Source organism: Mesorhizobium sp. M6A.T.Cr.TU.016.01.1.1 (genome assembly GCF_003952585.1).
Lineage (GTDB): Bacteria > Pseudomonadota > Alphaproteobacteria > Rhizobiales > Rhizobiaceae > Mesorhizobium > Mesorhizobium mediterraneum.
This window is the reverse complement of record NZ_CP034452.1, coordinates 2,318,672-2,341,059: the sequence shown is the minus strand read 5'-3', so window position 1 is coordinate 2,341,059 and position 22,388 is coordinate 2,318,672. Positions and strand designations below refer to the sequence as shown.

The following is a 22,388-nucleotide window of genomic DNA, read 5'->3' as shown; positions in this document are numbered from 1 at the left end:
TCCCCGTATAGTGACGGGGAGAAGGACGCCTTCGAAAAGTATTTCGCCAATCTCACCTGGAAACCCTTGATCCAGAGCCGATTTTTGCGCGCGCCCCGCACCGAACTGCGCTAAAAAGCGCTGTGGTCGGACCAGCACCCATCGTGGAAGAGCCCCGCCGGCCGATACACAGTCTCTCCGGGGCCATTCACAAAATGACAGCCGAACAAACATCGCCCGACCAGCGCTATGCCGCCTTCCGCCACAAACCCTTCCTGAGCTATTGGGCGGCGCGCTTCCTCTCCACATTCGCCACCCAGATCGTATCCGTCGCCGTCGGCTGGCAGGTGTATGACCTGACCCGTGATCCGTTCGATCTCGGGCTTGTCGGCATTGTCCAGTTCCTGCCTTCGCTGCTGCTGGTGCTGGTCACCGGGGTGGTCGCCGACCGTTTCGGACGCCGTCTGATTATGGCGCTGACGGTCCTGCTGGAGGCGATCTGCGCGCTGGCTCTGCTGCTGCTGACGCTGCGCGGCCTTAGCGGACCGGGCTTGATCTTCGGCGTGCTCGCCATGTTCGGCATCGCGCGCGCCTTCTTCGGACCGGCCGCAGCGTCGCTGTTCGCCAATCTCGTGCCACCAGAGGATTTTGGCAACGCAATCGCCTGGAATTCGTCAGCCTGGCAGACGGCAACCATCATTGGACCCGTCGCCGGCGGCCTGCTCTACGGGCTTTCGGCCGAAGCGGCATACGGCACGGCTGCCGTTCTGATGCTTGTCGCCGCGGTGTTGATCTTCACCATCCCGAAGCCTGCCCAGCGCAGCGAGACCGACAAGCCGACGATGCAGACCCTGTTTGCCGGCTTCGGCTATATCTGGAGCGAGAAGATCGTGCTCGGCGCCATTTCGCTCGATCTGTTCGCCGTGCTTTTGTCCGGCGCCACAGCACTGCTGCCGGTCTACGCGCGCGACATCCTCGAACTCGGCCCGTGGGGCCTCGGACTGTTGCGCTCGGCACCGGGCATCGGCGCCATCTGCGTTGCCATCTGGCTGGCCGGACATCCGATCCGCAACCACGCCGGCCTAGTGATGCTCGGCTTCGTCGCGCTGTTCGGCACCTTTACCGTGGTGTTCGGCCTCTCCACCATCACCTGGCTGTCGATCGCAGCACTCGCCTTGCTCGGCGCCACCGACATGTTCAGCGTCTATATCAGAGAGACGCTGATCCAGCTGTGGACCCCGGACCAGGTGCGCGGTCGCGTCAACGCCGTCAACCAGGTCTTCGTTGGCGCCTCCAACGAGCTCGGCGAATTCCGCGCAGGCACCATGGCGGCGTTGATCGGCACCGTGCCCGCGGTGGTGATTGGCGGCGTCGGCGCAGTCATTGTCGCCGGGTTGTGGGCGGTGCTGTTCCCGCAGCTGCGCAAGGTGCGCCACCTCAACGGGCGAAACTGATCCAGAGCGCACTGATCCGGGCGCAGCAGACGGCAGAGGTGATCGAATTCGGGCGGATGGGTCGTCTGCGGGCGATGCCCAGCGAGGACCGCGCCAACGACGAAGGCGACCCCGCGGCGTCACCGTCGAGGTGCCCGTCCAAGCGAGCTGCTAGCTCACAATTTGTTCGGCGGCAGCTTCTTCGAGGCCAGCTGCCGCTTGGGCGGCAAGACCGCGGGCCGCTGCTTGTGAATCGTAAAATTCCTCGAGTGCATAGACCCTGCCCCACCGCAGGGTGAACACGTGGAGACCACGGTTGACGTACGACGCGTCGCCGTTGAGCAGCGTTGCGGTGCCGTCCCATTGGGCAAATACGGTGGTATGCCACGGCCAGCCCTTCACCCAGATATGGTTGACCGTGAGATGGAGATTGGGCAGGACGCGGCCGAGGCGCTCAAACCAGCGGCGCACGGCTTCTTTGTCGTGGCGCTCACCGCCAAGCGCGTGGGCGCCGGAAACGCGGTGACGGACACGCGGCACGAGTGCTTTCACCGCCTCATTCCAGCGATGGTTGTTGACGTGGTCGAAGCTCTGTCGGATCGATTTCTCGACAAAATAACTGTATAGCATTTGACCTCTCCTCCAAACTTATTCGATGGCGTGATCGAGGGCACCGTGTGGCGCTCCCGTCCGGTGATTTTTGACGACGTTCGCCGCCACGCCCGCCAGCAAGATGGCGGGTCTGTTTTTCATGCCCATCGCCTCATCTCGAAATAGATTGCGTTCGTCCTCTATAAGGGTTATAGATTACGAATGCAATCTAAAAAAGGAGATGATGATGCGCGTGAGTCGCATGCAGGCCGCGGAAAACCGTGAAACCGTGATCAATGTGGCAAGCCGCCTTTTTCGGGAGCGCGGCTTTGACGGCATCGGCCTTAAAGATCTTATGAAGGGAGCCGGTCTGACCCAGGGCGCCTTTTACAAGCAGTTCGCATCAAAGGAGGACCTGGCGGCGCAGGCGTCCAGGCGGGCGATGGAGAGCGCCACTCACCGATGGTCGGCCGCGACTGCGGCAAAGCCTGAGGATCCGCTCGGCGCGGTGATCGCATTCTACCTCAGCATGGGCCATCGCGGAGAAAAGATGGACGGCTGCCCGGTCGTGGCGCTCGGCTCGGATGCCGCCAGACAGGGTGCCGAGGTCAAGGCGTCATTCGAGGCCGGGATCAGGGAATACCTTGAGATGCTCGGCAGTTGGGTTAGCGAGGCCGACGGCGAGGAGGCTGGCGGCAAGACCATGGCCATTCTCTCGACAATGGTCGGCGCGGTGCTGCTCTCGCGCGTCGTCAACGACCCCGATCTCGCGCAGGCTTTTCTGGATGCGGCGACCGATCAGGTTCGCGAAGCAGTCGCCGCTTGAACGGCGTAGGCAACGCTGGCGGCGCACCCAAATTGATAGGAGAGCAGATGCGACGAATTGTCGTTACAGGCATGGGAGCGGTCACGCCCCTTGCTGCCAATGTCGAAGCGTCCTGGTCACGCCTCCTGGCCGGTCGCTCGGGCATTCGTAGACTTTCGGACGATGTCGTGGGAGACCTGCCGGCGAAGATCGGCGGCGTGGTTCCCTCCTTGGAAGAAGATCCGGACGCTGGTTTCGATCCCGATGCCATCCTGGCTGCGAAAGATCGGCGCAAGGTGGATCGGTTCATTCTCTTTGCGCTGGCGGCGGCAGAAGAGGCGCTTGCGCAGGCGAAATGGAAGCCTGCCTTGGAAGCGGCTCGCCTGCGCACGGCAACGATCATTGCTTCAGGGGTCGGCGGGTTCCCAGCCATAACCGAGGCGGTGCGCACGGTCGACTGGCGCGGCGTCCGCCGTCTCTCGCCTTTTACGGTGCCGTCCTTCCTGGTTAACCTTGCGGCAGGCCACATCTCGATCCGCTATGGTCTCAAGGGGCCACTCGGCGCACCGGTGACGGCGTGCGCGGCCGGCATTCAGGCGATCGGCGACGCGGCCCGTCTTATCCGCGCCAATGAAGCCGATATCGCCGTGTGCGGCGGCACGGAAGCATGCATGAACATCGTCAGTCTCGGTGGGTTTGCTGCCGCACGCTCTCTTTCCACCGGCTTCAATGAGACGCCGGCTCAAGCCTCGCGCCCCTTCGACACGTCGCGGGACGGCTTCGTCATGGGTGAAGGGGCCGGCATCCTGATTATCGAGGAACTGAGCCACGCGCTTGCGCGCGGCGCGAAACCACTCGCCGAGCTCGTCGGCTACGGCACGACGGCGGATGCTCATCACGTCACCTCCGGTCCCGAGGACGGCGACGGCGCGCGCCGAGCCATGGAGATCGCGATTGCCCAAGCCGGCATTTCGGCGCGTGAGGTATCTCATCTCAATGCGCACGCGACCTCCACGCCAGTCGGTGATCTCGGGGAAATCGAGGCGATCAAAAGAATCTTCGGCGCAGATTCCAGCATAGCTGTCAGCGCAACCAAATCGGCGACCGGACACCTGCTCGGAGCCGCCGGCGGGCTTGGAGCCATCTTCGCAATCCTGGCGCTGAGGGATCAAGTGGCGCCACCAACCCTTAATTTGAGCGCTCCGGATCCAGCGGGCGACGGGATCGACTTCGTCGCAAACCAAGCCCGGCCGATGGGAATGGACTACGCGATCTCCAACGGCTTCGGCTTCGGAGGCGTCAATGCCAGCGCGCTATTCCGGCGCTGGACGGACCAGCTGGCCGGCGCAAGCATCGCAGAGTCCGGTGATTGACTTCCGACCGCCTGGCAGCCCGGCGCTTGCGATCGCGGATGCTATTCGGGTGTTGCAACGCGAATCGGGCGGGTGCCGATCTTTGCCGCTGTGACGGCATCCACGGCCACCGGCTCGATTTCTTCTCCTGTCTCTGCGTCGACGTATCGCGCCAACCTGCCTTCGCCGCGGTACTGGCGTCCCCACGCACCCAGTAAGATGAGCACCGGCAAGAAATCGCGTCCGGCCGCCGTCAGCACATACTCATCGCGCGGAGGCCGCTCCGAGTAGCGCCGCTTTTCCAGAAGTCCCTCTTCCGTCAGCGTCGCCAGCCGCCGGGTCAGAATGGTGGGAGCGATGCCCAGACTTTTCCGGAACTCGTCAAAGCGCGTGAGGCCCAGGCTCGCGTCGCGAAGGATCAACATGCTCCACGCATCGCCGACGCAGGTGAGGCCGCGGGCGATCGGGCAAAAGGCATCGGAAAGATTTTTCATGTTAATATCATTTTGATAGTGACTTAATATCGAAATGATAGTAACATCTTTTTGAAATGCAATCCAGCACAAAGAAGGAGTGACCCTCATGAACAGGACCAACCCGGAATTTAACCGTCAGAGCGCGCAACCGATGCATCATGTCGCCGCCGGCCAGCCGAGATCGGCGCCATCCAAACGGAGCCTCGCGATGATCAACCTTATTGGTGGCGTAGCGGCATTCTTCCTGGCCGCGTCCCCGTTGCATGCCGGTGAGCTGTCGGCCATGGCCGGGGAGAGTATCGATCTCGGCGGTTTTCGCGGCGTCGTACACTACACCGACGAAAATGACGGCTATCGGGTGATCGCAACGATAGCGGAAGGAGAGACCGGGATTCCCTTGCGCTTCTCGGCCACTCTCGCCGAAGGGCAGTCGGCTACGATATCCGTGCCGCGGAAATTGGGCGAGCCTGAGCAAAACCTCGAGATTTCGCGCTCCGGCGACAAGCTTACCGTCACCGAGGTGGGACCAGTGTCCAACCAGCAAACTGGGGCCATTGCCGAGTAATGGCCTCATCGGAGCGGGGGCGTGCGCCTATCTCCATTTGCGCACGCCTGCAGCCGGCAAATCCAGCACAAAGAAAGAAGTGATTTCCATGAACAAGACCAATCTAGGCGTCGCCCTGGTGACGGGCGCATCCACCGGCATCGGGCACGCAACGGCCAAAGCCCTGCAGAACGCGGGCTTTCGCGTGTTCGGAACCAGCCGTCGTGCGGTCGCCGAACGATCCGACGGCGTTACCATGCTGACCTGCGACGTCACCGATGACGCGTCCGTTGCGAAACTGGTCGATGACGTGTTGGCTGAAGCCGGGCGTATCGACCTGCTCGTCAACAATGCCGGCATCGGCCTGCTCGGAGGCGCAGAGGAGTCCTCGACCGTCCAGGCTCAGGCGCTGTTCGACGTGAACGTCTTCGGCGTTCTCCGCGTGACCAACGCAGTCCTGCCGACAATGCGCCGTCAAGGGACGGGCAGAATCGTCAATTTGAGTTCTGTGCTGGGTTTGATCCCAGCACCCTATTCCGCGCTCTATGCGTCGACCAAACATGCCATCGAGGGCTATTCCGAATCGCTCGACCACGAACTGCGCCCTCTCGGAATTCGAGTCGTGTTGGTCGAGCCTGCCTATACCCGTACGTCATTTGAAGAAAATCTCGCCAGGCCGGACCAGTTGCTTGAAATCTATGACGCTGCGCGCGCTGGCATGGATGTGATCCTGCGCAAAGCGATGGAAACAGGTGATGCTCCCGAAATTGTAGCCGGGACGGTCTTGAAAGCAGCGACCGATTCCGTTCCGAGGAGGCGCTATGCGGCGGGAAAAATGGCACGCCAGGTCAGTTTCCTGCGCCGTTTCGTCCCCGCATCCGCATTCGACAAAAGCCTGCGAAAGCAGAACGGCCTGCCGGTCTGACGTCAACGACATCCTGCTTCGGTCGAACCGGCAGGAATTGTAGGCGCTTCAGGCGGCACTGATCCAGGCACGGGGGCCGCGAACACCGTGCCCATGTGCTGCCGGTGCGCTACGCGGTCATGCTGCCTCCGCGCCTCGCGCGGACGCCTTGAAGAGGTTGCCGCCGATGGCGCGCGCGGCGCTGAAATGAGAGGCCGGATCCTGCGTCTCCGAGCCGAGCAGGAGCTCGGACGTCACGACGGACGCACCACAATAATCGAAGATGCCATGGTCGATCTGCGTCTTCATGGCTCCGAAATAGCCGTGCCGCGCATAGGTTCGCAAATTGGCGCCGCCGATGGCAACCAAATGAACCCGGAGGTGGCGAAGCCTCTTCACCAGTTTGGCGTCCGGGCCTTCATCGTAAGCCCAACCGTTCGCGAATACCCGATCGATCCATCCCTTGAGAAGCCCCGGCATCGACCACCAGTAGACGGGATAGACCAGCACAAGAGCATCGGCGCGATCGATCCTCGCTTGCTCGGCGGCAACATCGGCTGAGGGCGGTGCTCCCTTGCGATGAACGGCGAGATCAGTCGCGGTGAACCTTGGATCGAAAGCTTCCGCCGCAAGGTCCGCAATTTCGAAGGAATTGCCGGGATCGGATAGGGACACACCCTCGGCGACATGCCTGGCGACGCTATGGCTGAGCGAGCTGGGATCGGGATGCGCGATAACGATCAGCGCGTGCATATCAAAACTCCTGCTGATTGGTTGCGGCCGAAGGGCCAGGCTTATATACTCTTAGTAAGTTACTAATGGTACATAAGCATGTCAAGCGCCGGATCAAGGGAGCAGACTTCCCATTCGCGACCGCGTCGCCGCCTGTCGCGGGAGGAACGGCATCGCCAACTTCTGGACGTCGCATGGCGGCTGATCGGGGAAGAAGGAACGGAAGCCTTGACGCTCGGGCGGCTGGCCGAGCAGTCGGCTGTTACAAAACCCGTCGTTTACGACCATTTCGGCACGCGGTCCGGGCTGCTGGCGGCGCTCTACCGGGAATTCGACGCGCGCCAGAATTCGCTCATGGACGCAGCGCTTCAGGCGAGCGAACCGACCTTGACGGGCAGAGCCGCGGTCATCGCGTCTTCCTATGTCGACTGCGTGCTTCTCCAAGGCCGCGAGATACCCGGTGTCATCGCGGCGCTGGCCGGTTCGCCTGAGCTTGAAAGGATCAAGCGCGACTGCGAGACGGCGTTCATCGAGAGGTGCCGGATTGCGCTTGCCCCATTCGCCGGAACTGGTGCTGTCGCTTCAGCGGGCCTCTGGGCGATGCTCGGCGCAGCCGAGGCCCTGTCCTATGCTGCCGCGACCGAAGAAATCACGGCCGCGCAGGCGCGGGACGAACTCTTCGAAACAATCGTCGCAATGGTCGCCAGAAGCGCGCCCCGGCATACGTTAGGCCGCAGTCTCATAACCTTTTAATCCAGTAGCGAAGAGCAAAATCCCTCAGATCAACCAGCGACGCATCACAAGGCTCCCTTCCAGAGCCCTGAATGCTCACCTGGCAAGCAGTTTTATGAGTTTACGGCCTAGGACGACACCTTGTAGATTGGACACATGGCGCTCAAACGGATGGACAACGTAGGAATCGTCGTCGATGACCTCGAAGGGACGATCGATTTCTTTCGCGAGCTCGGTCTTGAGCTCGAAGGGCGGGGCACGATCGAAGGAGAATGGGCCGGACGGGTCACTGGACTGGGCGATCAGCGCGTCGAGATTGCCATGATGCGCACGCCGGACGGCCACGGCCGGCTCGAGCTATCCCGCTTCCTCACGCCGCCTGCCGTCGCGGATCACCGCAACGCCCCGGTTAACGCTCTAGGCTACCTCCGCGTCATGTTCGCCGTGGACGACATCGACGAGACGCTTGAAAGGCTCCGCAATCGCGGCGCGCAGCTCGTAGGCGAAGTAGTCCAGTACAAGGACGCGTATCGGCTCTGCTACATCCGCGGGCCTGAAGGGCTTCTCATCGGGCTCGCCCAAGAACTCAGCTGAGCGCAAGACGACGACAATGACGAAGGGCGACCAGCGAGCGCGTCTCACAAAGGGTCAGCTGTTAGACTAGATTAGGACAGCGCGGGCTTGCCGAAGATCGTCTGCAGGAATTCGCCGAGCCAGCGCTTCAGATGCATGTCCCAGATCAGCCGGCCGCCGAGGTGGTCGCGGCCGGGCTGCGCGCCGGGCAACTCGAAGCGGTGCGCGCCGCGAACGACCCAGCGCTGCATCATCGCCCGGGTCAATTCGCCATGGAACTGGATGCCCCAGGCATTGTCGCCATAACGAAAGGCCTGGTTGGGATAGGTTTCGGCCGTCGCCAGCAGCGTCGCGTCTCGCGGCAGCGAAAAGCCCTCGCGGTGAAACTGGTAGACCATGTCAGGCCAGTGCATCAGCTTCCGGCCATCCTCCGTCGCCTTCAGCGGATACCAGCCGATCTCGACCAGCCCCTCGCCATGACCCTCGACCTTGCCGCCAAGATGATTGACCAGCATCTGCGCGCCGAGGCAGATGCCGAGCAACGGCCGGTTCTCCCTGAGCGGAACTTTCAGCCAGTCGGTCTCGCGGCGGACGAAGTCATCCTCGTCATTGGCGCTCATCGGTCCGCCGAACACCACGGTTCCGGCATGACCGTCCAGTGTTTCCGGTAAGGCGTCGCCGAGCGGCGGGCAGCGGAGATCGAGGTCGAAGCCTTCTTCGATAAGCATGTGGCCGACGCGCCCGGGGCTCGAACTCTCCTGATGCAGCACGATCAGGATTTTTGGTCTCGGCCTCGGCGTGGATGGCATGGGGATCCCGTCTATTCGTCGCTCGACGTTCCGGTGGCGCCCGGCGCTTCGGCCGCCGCCTTGCGGCGTGCCTCGACGCGGTCGCGGCGTTCGACGCCGATCAGCTCGGCGACCCGCCAGACGATATTGTCCTCAAGTTCATGCAATTCGCCATCGGCATAGACGATTTCCCACATCAGGCCGATGAAGGCTTTTCGCGCGTCCGGATCGAGCTGGCCCTTCAACACGCTGGTGAAGGCGTAGAGGTCGATCGCCTCATTGTCGGCCCGCTCGCCGGCGGCGGCCAGCGCGTCGAGCTCGTCGCCGCTGATCGAATAGCTTTCCGCCAGCACCGCCTTGAAGCGCTCCCATTCGGCATCCTGACGCACGCCGTCGGCACTCATCACATGGTAGAGAAGGGCGGATGCGGCAACGCGCGGATCATCGGCGTTGTTGCGGGCGCTGCCACCTGCTGGCAGGTCCTTCAGAAACGACAGAACACGTTCGAACATGTGATTCTTACTTCCCATCGGCCAAAACTATCAAGCTCAGCCAAATCAAAACAACCGAAACTTGCGTGGTGATTTTTGGTCTTCGTCGTCCGGATCGACGCCAGGATCGTCGGGCAGCCGGGCCAGTTCCTCCGCCGGTTCGACAGATTCGGCATCCGGCGGCACCGCGGCAAAGGCCGCGGCGGTGACCGGCGCTACCTGGTCTTCGTCACTTTCCGATGCCGTCGCGGTGGTCGGTCTTTCGGCCGAAACAGCGGGGTTCAGCTCGATCACATTTTCCTTTGCCGGCTTGATTGGCGCCGCAATGGTCGGCACCGTGGCATCCGCCGCGTCCTCATTACTGTCGATGAGCTGACCGAGCCGCTCCATCGGTGCCCGCCATTCGAAGGCGTCGAGCCTGCCGGTGATCGGCGACACCGGCGCCCATCGTTCGGAGACGAGGCCGTCGGCAACCCAGGCCGGATCGCGCGGTGCACGCACCGCCTTGGACAGAAGCTGCCGCACCTTGCCCTGATCGCCGGTCTCGGCCTCCTCGATGTCGGCCAGAAGCAGATAGGCGCCTTCGCGGCGATCCATGCGAATGGCTGCCTCGGCCTCCTGGCGGGCGGTCTTGTAATCTTGCGCATCGAGCGCGGCGCGCGCCACCGTCAGCGAGGATTCGGCGTGGTTCTTCTTCATCTCCTGCAGCTTCTTCGCCCGGTTCAGACGGTCGAGGACAGCATCGGCAGGCCGGGCGTGGGTGTAAAGCTCGGCGATCTCCGGATGCGGCTCGGCTTTCCACGCCGCTTCGAGGATCTTCGCGCCCTTGCGCACATCGTTCTGCCTGAACAGCAGTTTGGCTGCGACGACCGCCGCCGGCGCGAAATCCGGCCGCAGTCGATTGGCCTCGAGAGCAGCGGTTTTGGCGGCATTGGGATCGCTGTCGATCAGCGCCTGTGCCTTGGCGGTGAGCAGCACAGCGCGGCGCCGGTTGGCGGCGTCGCGCTCGATCTGGCGCGTCGATTTCTGCGCCTCGACCAATTTCAGCGCGCTGTCCCAGTCGCCGCGCCCGGTCAGGTCTTCCAGCGTCGATTCAGCGGCCCAGGCCAGCTGCGGCGCCATCGCCGCGGCGCGGCCGGCATAGTGGCGCGCCGCGTTGCGATCGCCGAGGCGTTCGGCCTCGAGATAAAGCCCGCGCAGGCCAAGCAGCCGCATTTCGGGATCGTCGAGCATGGTCTCGAACTTTTCGCGGGCGCCCTCGTGGTCGCCTTCGAGCAGAGAGGCTTGCGCCTCCAGCAGCTGGATCAACGGCTCCTGGTCAGACCGGATCAGCTTTGCCGCTTCCTTGGTCTTCTTGCGGGCGAGTGCTCCGTCACCGGCGCCGGCGGCGATCATGCCGGTCGATAGCGCCTGATAGCCACGGTCGCGGCGGCGCACGCGGAAATAGCGCGAGATGGTGTAGGGGCTGTTCCACAGTGACTTGATCAGCCACCAGACGATCATCACCGCGGCAACCACGGCGACGACCGCCACCGCCGCCACCATCAGGCTGACCTGATACTGATAGCCGCTGAAGGTGACGACCATCTCGCCCGGCCGGTCGGCCAGCCAGGCGAAACCCAGCCCGAGCGCGAAAACGACGGCGAGGAAAAGCAGAATGCGAATCATCGGGTTTTCCTCACGCCTTCATCGCACCAGCGATCAACGCGTCGACCTGTGTCTCGACCTCGATCCGCGCCTTCAGTTTGCCGGCAAAGTCGGCGCCGGCGGCCTTCACCGCCTCGGGCAGTGTATCGTATTCACTGAGCGCCTTGGCGTAGTCGCCCTGGCTGACCGCCACCTCCATGCGCGCGACGGTTTCCGGTGCGCCGGCGCCTTCGACGGCACCGATCGGCCTGACTTTGACCAGTGATTCGGCGCTCGACAAAAGGTTCTGCAGGAAGCCGGCATTCTGGTCGACGGGCTCGGAGGCAGCGACCATGGCATTGGCCGCGGCGGGCACTTCGGCGGCGATCTCGGCACGTGTCGAAACGCCCTTTTCGGCGTAGGGACGCAAGGTTGCGATCTCCGGTGCGCCCGGTGAAATCGCCGCAAACGTTTCGAGCTCGGCGGCGAACGGCGCACCGCCGTCGACTGCTGCCTTCAGCGCCGAAGCGGCGATGGCGAGCGCGATCTTCGGCTGTCCCGCCTGTGCCTCGACCTTGCCAGAAAGCTGCGACACTGACTGTTCCAGCGCCGCAAGCCGGCCTTCCTGCGCCGATGCCGCCTCACCGGCGGATTTCACCGCCGCGTCGAGCCCGGCCAGCTTTTCGTTGAGCGGCCCGAGATCGACCGGCGCCGTGTTGCCTGCCTGACCAAGGGCAGCAACAGTCGTCTCGATCTGCGTGACTTTGTCGCCAAGGGCAGCAAGCCCGGCAGTGTCGCCGGCCCCACCCTGCTCGACCGCCGATTTCAGCGCCGCGACATCCGTCTTGACCTGATCCAGGGCCGACGACAACCCGTCCACCTTGGCCGACGCGTCATTGTTGCCGGCTGTGTCCTTGAGCCCGGCAATCTCGCTCTTCAGCGAAGCGATTTCGCCATTGACGCCATCGAGCGACACGCCGCCCGAACCCGGCGCGCCGAGCAGGCCGGCAAACTGCAGCCCTCCGGCGGCGGCGAGCGCGATGACGCCGCCGATAATGCCGGCAGCGATGCCGTTGATGCCGCCACGCCTCGGCTGTGCTGCCATGCCTTCATCCCCTGCCTGGGCTTCCTTCGGCGCTTCTTTGGCCCCCATCCCGCTGGCTTTGGCAGATGCGTCGTCGAAGCTGTAGTCGAAGGCCCGTTTCGCCGATGCGTCCGAGCCGGTCGGATAAGTCGGTTTGGGTCCTTCAGGACCTTTGGTGCCGCCCTCTGCCGGCTCTTCCGGACCGGCGGGCGGGGCCGCATCGGCATGTTCCCACGGCTCGATGTCGGTCTGGTCGGCATGCATGGGTTCTTCAGGCGCACCCGGCTGCGACGCGTTCGCCGCCAACTCCGCTTTCGCCTCGTCGGTCCGCCCGTTGGCGGCATTCTCGTCGGCAACGCGCGAGACGGCCCCGGGTTCGAGCTCGATGGTCACAGGCTCGCGACGGCTTTTCGAATGCCGCATCTTCGGCGTCTTGACCATGCTTGGGCTCCGCAAAATTCGCTTCGGGATGGTTCAGAAAGGGTCTAGCACATCACCAAGCGGTGAAAAGGGGCGGCGTGATGACACGGGGTCACCGCCACGTCCGCAAAAGCTCCAGCAGCGCCTCCTCGCTGGGCTCCGGCGCAACCCGGAGCTTTTCTAAGGCGACAGTCTCGAAGGCTGCGGCGATACGTCCGGACAGGGCGAAAAACCATGTCTCTTCAAAAAGCCCTCGCAGCGCCGGACGCCCGGTCAGGGTCCGCATCGCTGCCGCCGCCTTGGCCGAATAAAGAAGCACCGCTTCAACCGGCTGGCCGGACAGGCATGCAAGGATTGCGGCGTCCGAATGGTCCAGGGTGACTGTGTCGTAGGTCTCGATGGCGCGGACGTCGACACAAGCGGCCTTCAGCCGCGCCTCGAACGCCGGAAACCGCACGCGTCCACACAGATAGATGATCGTCTTTGCCATGAAGCCGCCGGCAAGCGCATCCGCCAGCGCCTCGGCATCGCCGGGGCCTTCGCTGACGGACAAGAATCCCGCAGCGCGGGCCGCTTCTGCCGTCCTTCTGCCGACGGCATGGCAGGGCAAAGCGGCGAGCGTCGCGATAATTTCCCTCGGCGCATGGCGCACGGCATTGGCGCTGGTGACCACAACGGCCACGGCATTGTTTGCGACCCCCTCCACGTCGACGGGCAGAGCCACCGTTTCGGTCAATGGCAGCGGGATCGGCTTAAACCCCCGGTCCTCAAGCCGCCGCATTGTGCGCGAGGCGCCCGGTTCCGGCCTCGTCACCAGCACGCGAACCATGTCAGGCCCAGCCGTCGAAGAATTTTTCGCCGGCCTTGGCCCGCACGGTCCTGGCAGCTTCGTTGCCGATGCGGGCGGCATCTTGCGCCGGGCCTTCCGCCTCGACCTCATGTGATTGCGTGCCGTCCGGCGAGATGATCAGCCCAGCGAAGAAGACGGTTCCGTTGGCGATGACCGCATGGCCGGCGATCGGCGTGCGGCACGACCCGTCGAGCGCCGCCAGGAAGGCGCGCTCGCAGGCCAGAGCCTGTCCGGTCGGCACGTCATGGATTGCCGTCAGCATCCTTTCCACATCGCGGTCGCCGATACGGCTTTCGATGCAGATGGCACCTTGCCCGGGCGCCGGCGGAAAGGTGTCGAGCGGCATCAGGTCGGTGACGACATGCTCCAGGGCAAGCCGCTTCAGCCCGGCATAGGCGAGGATGGTGCCGTCGGCGACGCCCTCGTCGAGCTTGCGCAGCCGCGTCTGCACATTGCCGCGGAACATCACCACGTCGAGGTCCGGCCGCATGCGCCGAATCAATGCCTGGCGCCGCAGCGACGACGAGCCGACCTTCGCGCCCTGCGGCAGTCCGGCGATTGTCTTCGCCGCTTTGCCGACGAAAGCGTCGCGGGCATCCTCGCGCGGCAGGAAGGCGGACAGCTCCAGCCCGTCGGGCAACACCGTCGGCATGTCCTTCGACGAATGCACGGCGATGTCGATACGGCGCGCCAGCAGCGCTTCCTCGATCTCCTTGGTGAACAGCCCCTTGCCGCCGGCTTCCGACAGCGGCCGGTCCTGGATGCGGTCGCCACTGGTCGAGATGACGAGCACCTCGAACGCCTCAACCGGCATGCCATGCGCGGCCATCAGCCGCGCCTGCGTTTCATGCGCCTGCGCCAGCGCCAGCGGGCTGCCGCGTGTTCCGATTTTCAAGGTTGTTTGCATGGCGCGCGGTCCGTGATAACCCCCGGGCAGATCGAGGTCTGTTGAGATTCAGGTCAGGCCGAGCCGAAAATGATGGTTTCGGAGAACCGGAGCGGAGCGTACTTTGAGTACGTGAGCACCGGAAGCGCAGGAAGCCGCCATTTGCAGGCCGGCATCACCTGAATATCAACAGACCTTGGGCTTTCTCCTACCGGGGAAAGCTGGGTTGTACAATCTTTTAGGGACAGCGACGAATTGATCCGCGTTCTGGGCATTGAGACGAGTTGCGACGAGACCGCCGCCAGCGTGGTGACGCTGGATGGCGGCGGCGCACCCAAAATCCTGTCCGACATCGTGCTCAGCCAGATCGAGGAGCATGCCGCCTTCGGCGGTGTCGTGCCGGAAATCGCCGCGCGCGCCCATGTCGAGGCGCTGGACGGCATCATCGAGGCAGCGCTGGCCGATTCGGGCGTCGATCTCGCCGACATCGACGCGATCGCCGCGACCGCCGGCCCCGGACTCGTCGGCGGGCTGATCGTCGGCCTGATGACGGCGAAAGCCATTGCCGCGGCCGCAAACAAGCCGCTGATCGCCATCAACCACCTCGAAGGCCACGCGCTGACCGCGCGACTGACCGACGGGCTCGATTTTCCATACCTGTTGCTGCTCGTATCCGGCGGTCACACGCAGATCCTCGCCGTGCGTGGCGTTGGCGACTATCAGCGCTGGGCGACGACCATCGACGATGCGCTCGGCGAAGCCTTTGATAAGACGGCCAAGATGCTCGGCCTGCCCTATCCCGGCGGGCCGAATGTCGAGAAAGCGGCGGCGGCCGGCGATGCCACGCGCTTCGCCTTTCCGCGGCCGATGAAGGGCTCGGCGCAGTCCGATTTCTCTTTTTCCGGGCTGAAGACCGCCGTGCGCCAGGCAGCGACGGCCATCGCCCCGTTGAGCGACCAGGACGTCGCCGACATCTGCGCCTCGTTCCAGGCGGCGGTGGCGGATGTGCTGGATGATCGTGTTTCGAGAGCGCTGACGCGTTTTCGCGAAACTTTTCCTGATAAGCAAAATCCTGCGCTGGTTGTTGCCGGCGGCGTCGCTGCCAACCGGACGATCAAGACGACACTGGAAGCCTTGTGCGAGAAAGCCGGCTTTGCTTTCGTCGCGCCGCCGCTCAAACTCTGCACCGACAATGCGGCGATGATCGCCTGGGCCGGCATCGAACGGCTGCGCGCCGGCATCGCGGGTGAAAACACCGCCGATTTCGTGCCGCGCTCGCGCTGGCCGCTGGACAGCATCTCCGCCTCGATGGTCGGCTCGGGCCGGCGTGGGGCCAAGGCATGACCGGCGGCGGGCACAAGGCGCCAAGCGGCTGGCGCATTGCCGTGCTCGGCGGCGGTGCCTGGGGCACGGCGCTGGCGCTGGCCATGCTGCGAGCCGGTCATTTCGTCCGCCTCTATGCGCGCGACCCGGAGACCGTCGCCGCGATCGACCGTGGCGAAAATCCGCGCTATCTGCCTGGCATCGCGCTCCAGGCCGGCATCGTGGCAACGAGCGACATCGAGGCCGCGCTTGACGGCGCCGACTGCGTGCTGGCGGTGGCGCCGGCGCAGTCGCTGCGCGCCATGCTGGCGACCGCAAAGATCCATATGCCGAAAGACACCCCGCTGGTCCTCTGCGCCAAAGGCATCGAGCGCGACACCGGCGCGCTGCTGTCGGCGATAGTCGAAGAGATTCTGCCTGAAAACCCGGTTGCCGCCCTGTCCGGCCCGAGCTTCGCCACCGACGTTGCCAGGGGCCTGCCGACGGCCGTGGTGGTCGCCGCCCGCAACGAGGGTCTGGCGGCAGACCTTGCCGGCCGCTTCTCGGCTGAGAATCTGCGCTGCTATTCGAGCGACGATCTCATCGGCGTCGAGATCGGCGGCGCGCTGAAGAACGTCTTCGCCATTGCCGCCGGTGCCGTCACCGGCGCCGGGCTCGGCGCCAGCGCCCAGGCCGCCATGGTGACGCGCGGCTTTGTCGAATTGCGCCGCATCGGTGCTGCGTTCGGCGCCAGGCCGGAAACGCTGATGGGGCTTTCCGGCCTCGGCGACCTGCTGCTGACCTGCTCGTCCGCCCAGTCGCGCAATTTCGCCTACGGGCTGGCGCTGGGGCAAGGCAAGCCGCTTGCCGGGCTGCCCCTGGCCGAAGGCGTGCCGACGGCGGCGATCGCCGCCCGCATCGCCGCCGAGCGTCGGATCGACGCGCCGATCATCACCGCCGTCGCCGCCATACTGGACGGCACGATCACCATCCGCCAGGCTGTGTCGGCGCTGATGACAAGGCCGCTGAAGACCGAAACCGATGTTTAGAGCGACGTGCGTCCGCTTGGACGCACAAAGTACGCTCTAACAACTTTGAACCTGCGCATCGTGCTTTCCGAAAATCGATTCCGATTTTCGGGCCGATGCGATAAATCTCGAACAATCCGGAGATCGAAAAATGCTGTTTGCGTTGATTTGCAAGGACAAGCCTGAAAACCTGCAGGTGCGGCTCGATACGCGGCCCGAGCATATTGCCTTCCTGGAAGGATTGAACGGCGAGAAGAAGCTGGCCTTCGCCGGTCCGTTCCTCGACGCCGACGGCAAGCCGAACGGCAGCCTCGTCGTGGTCGAGGCGCCCGATCTGGCCGCGGCAGAGGCCCTGTCGGCGGCAGACCCCTACGCCAAGGCCGGGCTGTTCGAAAGCGTCGAAATCAGGCAATGGAACTGGACCTTCAACAAGCCGGCGAGCGCATGACTCCGAAAACCGGAATCGATTTTCGCTGGGGATCATGCGCAAAATCAAAGTGCTACAGCGTCCTTTGCGCGTCTGAAAGACGCGCGGCGCTGCAGCTGATTTCCAGCCTTCAGGAGGAGCAAAAACGATGAACTACTGGCTGTTCAAATCGGAACCCTCGGTCTTCTCCTTTGAAGCGCTGAAGGCGAAGGGCAAGGCCGGCACGCAATGGGACGGCGTGCGCAACTATGCGGCGCGCAACAACATGAAGGCGATGCAGATCGGCGATCTCGGCTTCTTCTACCATTCCAATGACGGGCTCGACGTGGTCGGCATCGCCGAGGTCTGCGCGCTGGCCCATCAGGATACCACCACCGACGATCCACGCTGGGAATGCGTCGATATCCGCGCCGTCCAGGACGTGCCGAAGCCGGTGACGCTGGAACAGGTCAAAGCCAATCCCAAGCTTGCCGAGATGGCACTGGTCCGGCTCGGACGGCTTTCCGTGCAGCCGGTGACACCGGCCGAATGGAAAGAGGTCTGCCGCATGGGCGGCCTGACGCCGGCGCCGTGACGGCGCTGACGCCAAACAGCGCGAAGAATTTCATCCTCGACAACACGACGCTGATGGCGCCGCCGCATGTGCCGGAGATCCTGCTGCATCTGGCCGACGAGGCGCATGATCTGTGGCAGCGGACCGAGGACGAACTGGCCGAAATCGGCCTGCCGCCGCCCTTCTGGGCCTTTGCCTGGGCCGGCGGCCAAGGCCTTGCCCGCTACATCCTCGACAATCCGTCTGATGTGCACGGCAAGCGCGTGCTCGACTTCGCCTCCGGTTCCGGCCTTGTCGCCATTGCGGCAGTGAAGGCCGGCGCGGCAGAGGTGATCGCCGCCGACATCGACCCGTTCTGCGCGACCGCGATCCGCCTCAATGCCGAGGCCAATGGCGTCGGGATAACGTTCCTCGGCTCGGACTGCATCGGAACCGATGCGCGCTGGGATGTGGTTCTGGCCGGCGACGTCTTCTACGACAGATCCTTTGCCGACAGGCTGATGCCGTGGTTCGCAGCACTGAAGTCGCGCGGCGCCGACATCCTCGTTGGCGATCCCGGCCGCTCCTATCTGCCGAAGGCGGGGTTGGAGCCGCTCGCCGTCTACGAAGTGGCGGTAACCCGGGCGCTGGAAGATTCCCTGGTCAAACGCACGACCGTCTGGCGGTTTGCTTGACGGCACAGCCGAACAGGCGTTCCATCACGCATCGATTTTGAGAATGTCGTTGTCCCAGAACCGCCGGGCACCCTCGGGTCAGGCCCGAGGGCAGGCTTTTGGGCGACATGCTTCCGGGGGAGGGAAATCATGGATTTTTCAGCAGTGAACTGGCTGGCGGTGATCATCGCCGCCGTGGTGGCGTGGTTGTTCGGCGCGGCCTGGTACATGGGCTTGAGCAAGCCCTGGCTCAAGGCCGCCAAGCTTGATCCGGCGACCATGAGCAAATCGCCGTTGCCCTTCGTCATCAGCTTCATCGCGGAACTTGTCATGGCGTTCGTCATGTCCCTGGTCATCGGAGCAATGACCGGCGGCGAGCCGAGCCTCATTGCCGGGCTGGTCTTCGGCTTCGTTCTCTGGCTGGGATTCGTCGCCACGACGCTTTCCGTCAATCATCGTTACGAGGGTTTCGGCTGGGACCTGACCATCATAGACTGCGGCCACTGGCTTGGCGTGCTGCTTATCATTGGCGCGGTGATCGGCTGGTTCGGCGCGGCGGCGGCTTGAGCTGGAGCAATTCCAGGAAAAGTGTGCAACGGTTTTCCGTCCGGAATTGCGCAAAAAACAAACAGCTAGAGCGGTTCAGCGATTCTCTTAATCGCTGAACCGCTCTAAGGATCCGATCGTCAGGTTGGCGTCTTCGCGACTTCGTCGAGAAGCCATTCGCGAAAAGCGACGATGCGCGGGTCGCGCGCCGCGCTTTTTGGGTAGACCAGGAAATAGGCGAATTCGGGCGCAACCTTGATGCCCAGTTCGAACGGTCGCACCAGCCTGCCCTCGGAAAGGTCGTTTGCCACCATGGCGAAATCGGCGAGCGCGACGGCATTGCCGTCGAGCGCAGCCTGAACGACATCTGAAGACGTGCCGAAGACCATCGTTCGGCTGTCGTCGAAATCGTCGACGCCCGCCGCTGCCATCCACATGCGCCAATTCGGCCATGTCACACCCTGGCGCGCCCACTCGATGTGGGCAAGCGTGTGGTGAAACAGGTCGCGCGGCTCCTTCAGCGGCGGCCCCGCCCGCAGCAACGCCGGGCTGCAGACAGGAATGATGACGTTTTCGAACAGCCGGTCGGCGCAAAGTCCCGGATATTTCCCGGCGCCGAAGCGGATGCCGATATCGACATCATCGAGATCGAAGTCGCGCACCTCATAGCTGATGTCGAAGCGGAGCTCGATGTCGGGCTGATGCTTGCGAAACCCGTCGACGCGCCGCATCAGCCATTTTGTCGCGAACTGTGCGTCGAGAGTGACTTTCAGCAGCGCCGTTCCACGCGCCACCTTGTGCGCCCGTGAGACGGCCCGGCCAAGCAGGTCGAGCGCGTCGGTAGCGGCCTCGAACAGCACCGCGCCCGCCTCGGTCAGCCGGATGGTGCGGCTGGTGCGCGTGAACAGCACGATGCCGAGCTGATCCTCGATTTCCTTGATCTGGTGGCTGACCGCGGCCGGCGTCAGACCGAGCTCGTCTGCGGCGCGGGTGAAATTGAGGTGCCGGGCCGCCGCTTCCAGCGTCCTCAGTGCACGGGTTCCAGGCAGCAGGCGCGCCATCAGCGCGGAATGATTTTTGGCAGGATCATTGCCCTTGATCCACAAATTAAACTTGATAATCTGGAAAAAACTACTCGTTTCCCTCTTAGATTTCAATCCGGCATGATGTGACCATCGATAAACTATCAAACCGGATTTGATGTCCGGATGGAACGGATCACGTCATGTCACACATTGCTTTGAAGTCTCCGGCTGCCGGACCGACCTGGCTGCGCGCGGCAGTTGAATGGTTCCATCACGCGAGAATCGCGATCAACCTCCCGCAAGAGCCCGGCCTGCCGCGTGAAAATGTCGAGGACCTCTCGGACCGCCAACTGCGCGACATCGGCGCCGAGCGGAAGGATGTCGCCCGCGCCATGGACCAGGAACTAGGCCGGCTCGGCCTGCTCGACATCGGCTGGCAGAAGCCGAAACGGTAGGGGAGTAAGGGAGCGCGAACGCGCATATCGGCTGACAACTTCCTACTCTCCTATTCCCCTACTCCCCTACTCCCCTATCGTACCACTCTCATCACCGTCCGGTCCGACAGCAGCGGCAACAGCCGGGCCATCGTGCGTGCCGTCACCGCGACGCAGCCTTGCGTCGGCGTGAAGCCGGGGCGCGCCAAGTGGAAGAAGATCGCGCTGCCGCGCCCGCGGCGGCGCGGCGCAATGTTCCAGTCCAGCACCAGGCAGGCGTCATAAAGCCGGTCGGCGCGCAGCATCCGCTCGTGGCTGGCGCCATAGGGAATCCTGACCGGGCGGTTATAGTTGCGGTCCTCAGGCACCTCGCACCAGCCGAGATCTGAGCCGATCGGCGCCATCGCCAGCCGGGTTTTGCGGCCCTCGGAAAAATGATCGTTACGGAAATATCCCGACAGGATCCGCATCGAGCCAAGTGGCGTGGCGCCGTCGCCTTCGCGCTTGCCGGCCGATATGCCGCCGCGTCCCAGCGCACATAAAAACACCAGTTTGCCAGCCTGCAGGAACCCCTGGCTGGCGTGGCCGGGCCTGGCGCGCACCGTGAGAACACGGAGCCCTTTTCGCAAAAATGCGCTCGCCTCATTGCACGCGCGTTTTTTCTTGTATGATCGTGCCACGGAACAAATCACTGTGATCGGCTGTTGTGCCGGTCAGCTTCCGCATAAACAGGCAGCGGTCAACTGAATTTTCTTTTCAAAACAACGGATTGATCCATGACTTCACGCACCATTCTGATCGTCGATGACGATGACGACCTGCGCGGCACGCTCGTCGAGCAATTGTCTCTCTATGAGGAATTCGACGTCCTGCAGGAATCAACCGCCGCCAAAGGCGTCGCCACGGCCCGCGGCGGCCTCATCGATCTGCTCATCATGGATGTCGGCCTGCCCGACATGGATGGCCGGGAGGCGGTGAAGATACTGCGCAAGGGCGGCTACAAGTCGCCCATCATCATGCTGACTGGACACGACACCGATTCCGACACGATTCTCGGCCTCGAAGCCGGCGCCAACGACTATGTGACCAAGCCGTTCCGCTTCGCGGTTCTCTTGGCCCGCATTCGTGCGCAGCTTCGCCAGCATGAGCAGAGCGAAGACGCCACCTTTTCGGTCGGCCCCTACACGTTCAAGCCCAGCCAGAAGCTTCTGATCGACCAGCGCGGCGCCAAGGTGCGGCTGACCGAAAAGGAGGCCTCGATCATCAAGTATCTCTACCGCGCCGACCAGAAGGTGGTGACGCGCGACGTGCTGCTCGAGGAAGTGTGGGGCTACAATTCCGGCGTCACCACGCACACGCTGGAAACCCATGTCTATCGGCTGCGCCAGAAGATCGAGCGCGATCCTTCCAATGCGGAAATTCTTGTGACAGAAAGCGGCGGCTACAAGCTGGTTCCTTAAACATTTAATTATCCAATGAGCGGTCGGGGCGGGGCCGCTTTCGGGCACGATCCTGAGACTGGAGGTGGTTCTGGATCGGACTCGCTGATGCATCGGCCCAAAAATCGAAATCGATTTTTTGGAAAGCACGGTGCATCGATTTCAAGCGTTTAGAGCGTCCTTTGCGCGCCCAAAGGGACGCTCGGCGCCCTAAGGGAGGGATTGGACTGACCGTTCGGGGACATAGCTAGATGGCGTTGGATGACGACATCCGCATCCTGTCCACCGTGAGGCTCTTCGAGGGCTTCACGGACGAACAGTTGCGTCTGCTCGCCTTTGGCGCGGAAACCACAAGGCTGCAGGCCGACCACAAGCTTTACCGCGAGGACGACGAGGCCGATTGCGCCTATATCGTGGTCAGCGGGCGCATCGTGCTGTATCGCGAGCAGAATGGCGACCGCGTCCCGATAGGCACGGCCGGCCCCGGCACGACGCTCAGCGAACTGGCGCTGATCGCCGACACCAACCGGCTGACCAGCGCATCCGCCGAGATCGATTCGGAAGTGCTGCGGCTCAGCCGCAAGATGTTCCGCCGCATCCTGGAGGAATATCCCGATATCGCGGTCCATCTGCACCAGCGCATTTCCGAGGATTTTCAGGCAATGATCCGCCGCATCGAAGAGCTGGCGTCGCGCTTCGACAACTGAGTGAGCAA

General features: G+C 63.4%; 27 protein-coding genes. 16 read left to right on the top strand and 11 right to left on the bottom strand.

Features of this window, described 5'->3' with window-relative positions:
• Positions 1-194 precede the first annotated feature (194 nt).
• Positions 195-1,433, top strand: a complete 1,239-nt coding sequence (locus EJ075_RS11125) for an MFS transporter (RefSeq protein ID WP_126104380.1) — start codon at positions 195-197, stop codon at positions 1,431-1,433.
• A 150-nt stretch (positions 1,434-1,583) separates the two neighbouring features.
• On the opposite strand, the gene EJ075_RS11120 is transcribed toward EJ075_RS11125, so the two are convergent.
• On the bottom strand, positions 1,584-2,042 hold the full coding sequence (locus tag EJ075_RS11120) for a nuclear transport factor 2 family protein (RefSeq protein ID WP_095484945.1): 459 nt from the start codon (positions 2,040-2,042) through the stop codon (positions 1,584-1,586).
• A 208-nt stretch (positions 2,043-2,250) separates the two neighbouring features.
• Between EJ075_RS11120 and EJ075_RS11115 the strand changes: the two genes are divergently transcribed.
• Positions 2,251-2,829: a TetR/AcrR family transcriptional regulator gene (locus EJ075_RS11115; protein ID WP_126107308.1), complete on the top strand. Its 579-nt coding sequence runs from the start codon at positions 2,251-2,253 to the stop codon at positions 2,827-2,829.
• Positions 2,830-2,876: 47 nt separating this feature from the next.
• The gene (gene fabF, locus EJ075_RS11110; RefSeq protein ID WP_126104379.1) at positions 2,877-4,181 is read left to right on the top strand and encodes a beta-ketoacyl-ACP synthase II; all 1,305 of its coding nucleotides are present in this window, start codon (positions 2,877-2,879) and stop codon (positions 4,179-4,181) included.
• 41 nt (positions 4,182-4,222) lie between these two features.
• Here fabF and EJ075_RS11105 read toward each other — a convergent pair whose 3' ends face one another.
• Positions 4,223-4,654, bottom strand: a complete 432-nt coding sequence (locus EJ075_RS11105) for a helix-turn-helix domain-containing protein (protein WP_206437542.1) — start codon at positions 4,652-4,654, stop codon at positions 4,223-4,225.
• A gap of 88 nt (positions 4,655-4,742) precedes the next feature.
• On the opposite strand from EJ075_RS11105, the gene EJ075_RS11100 reads away from it, so the two are divergent.
• Both EJ075_RS11100 and EJ075_RS11095 read left to right on the top strand, forming a co-directional pair.
• Positions 4,743-5,201 carry a hypothetical protein gene (locus tag EJ075_RS11100; RefSeq protein ID WP_245458138.1) on the top strand — a complete coding sequence of 153 codons (459 nt, stop codon included), beginning with the start codon at positions 4,743-4,745 and terminating at the stop codon, positions 5,199-5,201.
• A gap of 88 nt (positions 5,202-5,289) precedes the next feature.
• The gene (locus EJ075_RS11095) at positions 5,290-6,105 is read left to right on the top strand and encodes an oxidoreductase (protein WP_126104378.1); all 816 of its coding nucleotides are present in this window, start codon (positions 5,290-5,292) and stop codon (positions 6,103-6,105) included.
• Between the two features lie 117 nt (positions 6,106-6,222).
• Here the strand turns inward: EJ075_RS11095 and EJ075_RS11090 are convergent, their stop codons facing one another.
• Positions 6,223-6,837 carry an NAD(P)H-dependent oxidoreductase gene (locus tag EJ075_RS11090; RefSeq protein WP_095484942.1) on the bottom strand — a complete coding sequence of 205 codons (615 nt, stop codon included), beginning with the start codon at positions 6,835-6,837 and terminating at the stop codon, positions 6,223-6,225.
• A gap of 78 nt (positions 6,838-6,915) precedes the next feature.
• On the opposite strand from EJ075_RS11090, the gene EJ075_RS11085 reads away from it, so the two are divergent.
• Positions 6,916-7,569: a helix-turn-helix domain-containing protein gene (locus EJ075_RS11085; protein WP_095484941.1), complete on the top strand. Its 654-nt coding sequence runs from the start codon at positions 6,916-6,918 to the stop codon at positions 7,567-7,569.
• 135 nt (positions 7,570-7,704) lie between these two features.
• Positions 7,705-8,142 carry a VOC family protein gene (locus EJ075_RS11080; protein ID WP_095484940.1) on the top strand — a complete coding sequence of 146 codons (438 nt, stop codon included), beginning with the start codon at positions 7,705-7,707 and terminating at the stop codon, positions 8,140-8,142.
• A gap of 71 nt (positions 8,143-8,213) precedes the next feature.
• Here the strand turns inward: EJ075_RS11080 and EJ075_RS11075 are convergent, their stop codons facing one another.
• The 6 genes from EJ075_RS11075 to hemC form a co-directional block, all read right to left on the bottom strand.
• Positions 8,214-8,930, bottom strand: a complete 717-nt coding sequence (locus EJ075_RS11075) for a glutamine amidotransferase (protein WP_126104377.1) — start codon at positions 8,928-8,930, stop codon at positions 8,214-8,216.
• Positions 8,931-8,941: 11 nt separating this feature from the next.
• Positions 8,942-9,421, bottom strand: a complete 480-nt coding sequence (locus EJ075_RS11070; protein ID WP_126104376.1) for a TerB family tellurite resistance protein — start codon at positions 9,419-9,421, stop codon at positions 8,942-8,944.
• Between the two features lie 45 nt (positions 9,422-9,466).
• A complete protein-coding gene (locus EJ075_RS11065; RefSeq protein WP_095484938.1) occupies positions 9,467-11,068 on the bottom strand; it encodes a heme biosynthesis protein HemY in 1,602 nt (533 codons plus the stop codon).
• A 10-nt stretch (positions 11,069-11,078) separates the two neighbouring features.
• Positions 11,079-12,551, bottom strand: coding sequence for a COG4223 family protein (locus EJ075_RS11060; protein ID WP_126104375.1), 1,473 nt, complete (start codon positions 12,549-12,551; stop codon positions 11,079-11,081).
• 91 nt (positions 12,552-12,642) lie between these two features.
• Positions 12,643-13,359 carry a uroporphyrinogen-III synthase gene (locus EJ075_RS11055; protein ID WP_126104374.1) on the bottom strand — a complete coding sequence of 239 codons (717 nt, stop codon included), beginning with the start codon at positions 13,357-13,359 and terminating at the stop codon, positions 12,643-12,645.
• 1 nt (position 13,360) lies between these two features.
• Positions 13,361-14,287, bottom strand: coding sequence for a hydroxymethylbilane synthase (gene hemC, locus EJ075_RS11050; RefSeq protein WP_126104373.1), 927 nt, complete (start codon positions 14,285-14,287; stop codon positions 13,361-13,363).
• A 237-nt stretch (positions 14,288-14,524) separates the two neighbouring features.
• Here hemC and tsaD point away from each other — a divergent pair, with 237 nt between their 5' ends.
• The 6 genes from tsaD to EJ075_RS11020 all read left to right on the top strand — a co-directional run bounded on the left by tsaD (position 14,525) and on the right by EJ075_RS11020 (position 18,796).
• Positions 14,525-15,610: a tRNA (adenosine(37)-N6)-threonylcarbamoyltransferase complex transferase subunit TsaD gene (gene tsaD / locus EJ075_RS11045; RefSeq protein ID WP_206437563.1), complete on the top strand. Its 1,086-nt coding sequence runs from the start codon at positions 14,525-14,527 to the stop codon at positions 15,608-15,610.
• Complete coding sequence (locus EJ075_RS11040) at positions 15,607-16,617, top strand: NAD(P)H-dependent glycerol-3-phosphate dehydrogenase (protein ID WP_126104371.1); 1,011 nt, start codon at positions 15,607-15,609, stop codon at positions 16,615-16,617. Before tsaD ends, EJ075_RS11040 begins: the two co-directional genes overlap by 4 nt.
• A 130-nt stretch (positions 16,618-16,747) precedes the next feature.
• A complete protein-coding gene (locus tag EJ075_RS11035) occupies positions 16,748-17,044 on the top strand; it encodes a YciI-like protein (protein WP_095484932.1) in 297 nt (98 codons plus the stop codon).
• A gap of 127 nt (positions 17,045-17,171) precedes the next feature.
• Entirely contained in the window at positions 17,172-17,597 is a 426-nt protein-coding gene (locus EJ075_RS11030; protein ID WP_126104370.1) for an EVE domain-containing protein, read from the top strand.
• On the top strand, positions 17,552-18,250 hold the full coding sequence (locus tag EJ075_RS11025; RefSeq protein ID WP_206437541.1) for a methyltransferase: 699 nt from the start codon (positions 17,552-17,554) through the stop codon (positions 18,248-18,250). Before EJ075_RS11030 ends, EJ075_RS11025 begins: the two co-directional genes overlap by 46 nt.
• 129 nt (positions 18,251-18,379) lie before the next feature.
• Positions 18,380-18,796, top strand: coding sequence for a DUF1761 domain-containing protein (locus EJ075_RS11020; protein WP_126104369.1), 417 nt, complete (start codon positions 18,380-18,382; stop codon positions 18,794-18,796).
• Between the two features lie 119 nt (positions 18,797-18,915).
• Here EJ075_RS11020 and gcvA read toward each other — a convergent pair whose 3' ends face one another.
• A complete protein-coding gene (gene gcvA / locus EJ075_RS11010; RefSeq protein WP_126104367.1) occupies positions 18,916-19,836 on the bottom strand; it encodes a transcriptional regulator GcvA in 921 nt (306 codons plus the stop codon).
• A 164-nt stretch (positions 19,837-20,000) separates the two neighbouring features.
• Here gcvA and EJ075_RS11005 point away from each other — a divergent pair, with 164 nt between their 5' ends.
• Positions 20,001-20,255, top strand: a complete 255-nt coding sequence (locus EJ075_RS11005) for a hypothetical protein (RefSeq protein WP_126104366.1) — start codon at positions 20,001-20,003, stop codon at positions 20,253-20,255.
• Positions 20,256-20,329: 74 nt separating this feature from the next.
• On the opposite strand, the gene EJ075_RS11000 is transcribed toward EJ075_RS11005, so the two are convergent.
• Positions 20,330-20,863: a L,D-transpeptidase gene (locus EJ075_RS11000; RefSeq protein WP_245458137.1), complete on the bottom strand. Its 534-nt coding sequence runs from the start codon at positions 20,861-20,863 to the stop codon at positions 20,330-20,332.
• 147 nt (positions 20,864-21,010) lie between these two features.
• Here EJ075_RS11000 and EJ075_RS10995 point away from each other — a divergent pair, with 147 nt between their 5' ends.
• Together EJ075_RS10995 and EJ075_RS10990 are read left to right on the top strand one after the other, a co-directional pair.
• Positions 21,011-21,694 (top strand): response regulator transcription factor, encoded by a 684-nt coding sequence (locus tag EJ075_RS10995; RefSeq protein WP_029349304.1) that lies wholly within the window; start codon positions 21,011-21,013, stop codon positions 21,692-21,694.
• A 230-nt stretch (positions 21,695-21,924) separates the two neighbouring features.
• On the top strand, positions 21,925-22,380 hold the full coding sequence (locus EJ075_RS10990) for a cyclic nucleotide-binding domain-containing protein (RefSeq protein WP_126104364.1): 456 nt from the start codon (positions 21,925-21,927) through the stop codon (positions 22,378-22,380).
• Positions 22,381-22,388 lie beyond the last annotated feature (8 nt).

Bases quoted from the DNA above. Each gene is read 5' to 3' on its own strand.
- EJ075_RS11005 (WP_126104366.1), top strand. From the start codon at position 20,001: ATGTCACACATTGCTTTGAAGTCTCCGGCTGCCGGACCGACCTGGCTG.
- gcvA (WP_126104367.1), bottom strand. From the start codon at position 19,836: ATGGCGCGCCTGCTGCCTGGAACCCGTGCACTGAGGACGCTGGAAGCG.
- EJ075_RS10990 (WP_126104364.1), top strand. From the start codon at position 21,925: ATGGCGTTGGATGACGACATCCGCATCCTGTCCACCGTGAGGCTCTTC.
- fabF (WP_126104379.1), top strand. From the start codon at position 2,877: ATGCGACGAATTGTCGTTACAGGCATGGGAGCGGTCACGCCCCTTGCT.
- EJ075_RS11025 (WP_206437541.1), top strand. From the start codon at position 17,552: ATGGAAAGAGGTCTGCCGCATGGGCGGCCTGACGCCGGCGCCGTGACG.
- EJ075_RS11100 (WP_245458138.1), top strand. From the start codon at position 4,743: ATGAACAGGACCAACCCGGAATTTAACCGTCAGAGCGCGCAACCGATG.
- EJ075_RS11105 (WP_206437542.1), bottom strand. From the start codon at position 4,654: ATGAAAAATCTTTCCGATGCCTTTTGCCCGATCGCCCGCGGCCTCACC.
- EJ075_RS11065 (WP_095484938.1), bottom strand. From the start codon at position 11,068: ATGATTCGCATTCTGCTTTTCCTCGCCGTCGTTTTCGCGCTCGGGCTG.
- EJ075_RS11020 (WP_126104369.1), top strand. From the start codon at position 18,380: ATGGATTTTTCAGCAGTGAACTGGCTGGCGGTGATCATCGCCGCCGTG.
- EJ075_RS11125 (WP_126104380.1), top strand. From the start codon at position 195: ATGACAGCCGAACAAACATCGCCCGACCAGCGCTATGCCGCCTTCCGC.
- EJ075_RS11035 (WP_095484932.1), top strand. From the start codon at position 16,748: ATGCTGTTTGCGTTGATTTGCAAGGACAAGCCTGAAAACCTGCAGGTG.
- EJ075_RS11055 (WP_126104374.1), bottom strand. From the start codon at position 13,359: ATGGTTCGCGTGCTGGTGACGAGGCCGGAACCGGGCGCCTCGCGCACA.
- EJ075_RS11075 (WP_126104377.1), bottom strand. From the start codon at position 8,930: ATGCCATCCACGCCGAGGCCGAGACCAAAAATCCTGATCGTGCTGCAT.
- EJ075_RS11090 (WP_095484942.1), bottom strand. From the start codon at position 6,837: ATGCACGCGCTGATCGTTATCGCGCATCCCGATCCCAGCTCGCTCAGC.
- EJ075_RS11060 (WP_126104375.1), bottom strand. From the start codon at position 12,551: ATGGTCAAGACGCCGAAGATGCGGCATTCGAAAAGCCGTCGCGAGCCT.
- EJ075_RS10995 (WP_029349304.1), top strand. From the start codon at position 21,011: ATGACTTCACGCACCATTCTGATCGTCGATGACGATGACGACCTGCGC.
- EJ075_RS11070 (WP_126104376.1), bottom strand. From the start codon at position 9,421: ATGTTCGAACGTGTTCTGTCGTTTCTGAAGGACCTGCCAGCAGGTGGC.
- EJ075_RS11030 (WP_126104370.1), top strand. From the start codon at position 17,172: ATGAACTACTGGCTGTTCAAATCGGAACCCTCGGTCTTCTCCTTTGAA.
- EJ075_RS11120 (WP_095484945.1), bottom strand. From the start codon at position 2,042: ATGCTATACAGTTATTTTGTCGAGAAATCGATCCGACAGAGCTTCGAC.
- hemC (WP_126104373.1), bottom strand. From the start codon at position 14,287: ATGCAAACAACCTTGAAAATCGGAACACGCGGCAGCCCGCTGGCGCTG.
- EJ075_RS11080 (WP_095484940.1), top strand. From the start codon at position 7,705: ATGGCGCTCAAACGGATGGACAACGTAGGAATCGTCGTCGATGACCTC.
- EJ075_RS11095 (WP_126104378.1), top strand. From the start codon at position 5,290: ATGAACAAGACCAATCTAGGCGTCGCCCTGGTGACGGGCGCATCCACC.
- EJ075_RS11085 (WP_095484941.1), top strand. From the start codon at position 6,916: ATGTCAAGCGCCGGATCAAGGGAGCAGACTTCCCATTCGCGACCGCGT.
- EJ075_RS11115 (WP_126107308.1), top strand. From the start codon at position 2,251: ATGCGCGTGAGTCGCATGCAGGCCGCGGAAAACCGTGAAACCGTGATC.
- EJ075_RS11040 (WP_126104371.1), top strand. From the start codon at position 15,607: ATGACCGGCGGCGGGCACAAGGCGCCAAGCGGCTGGCGCATTGCCGTG.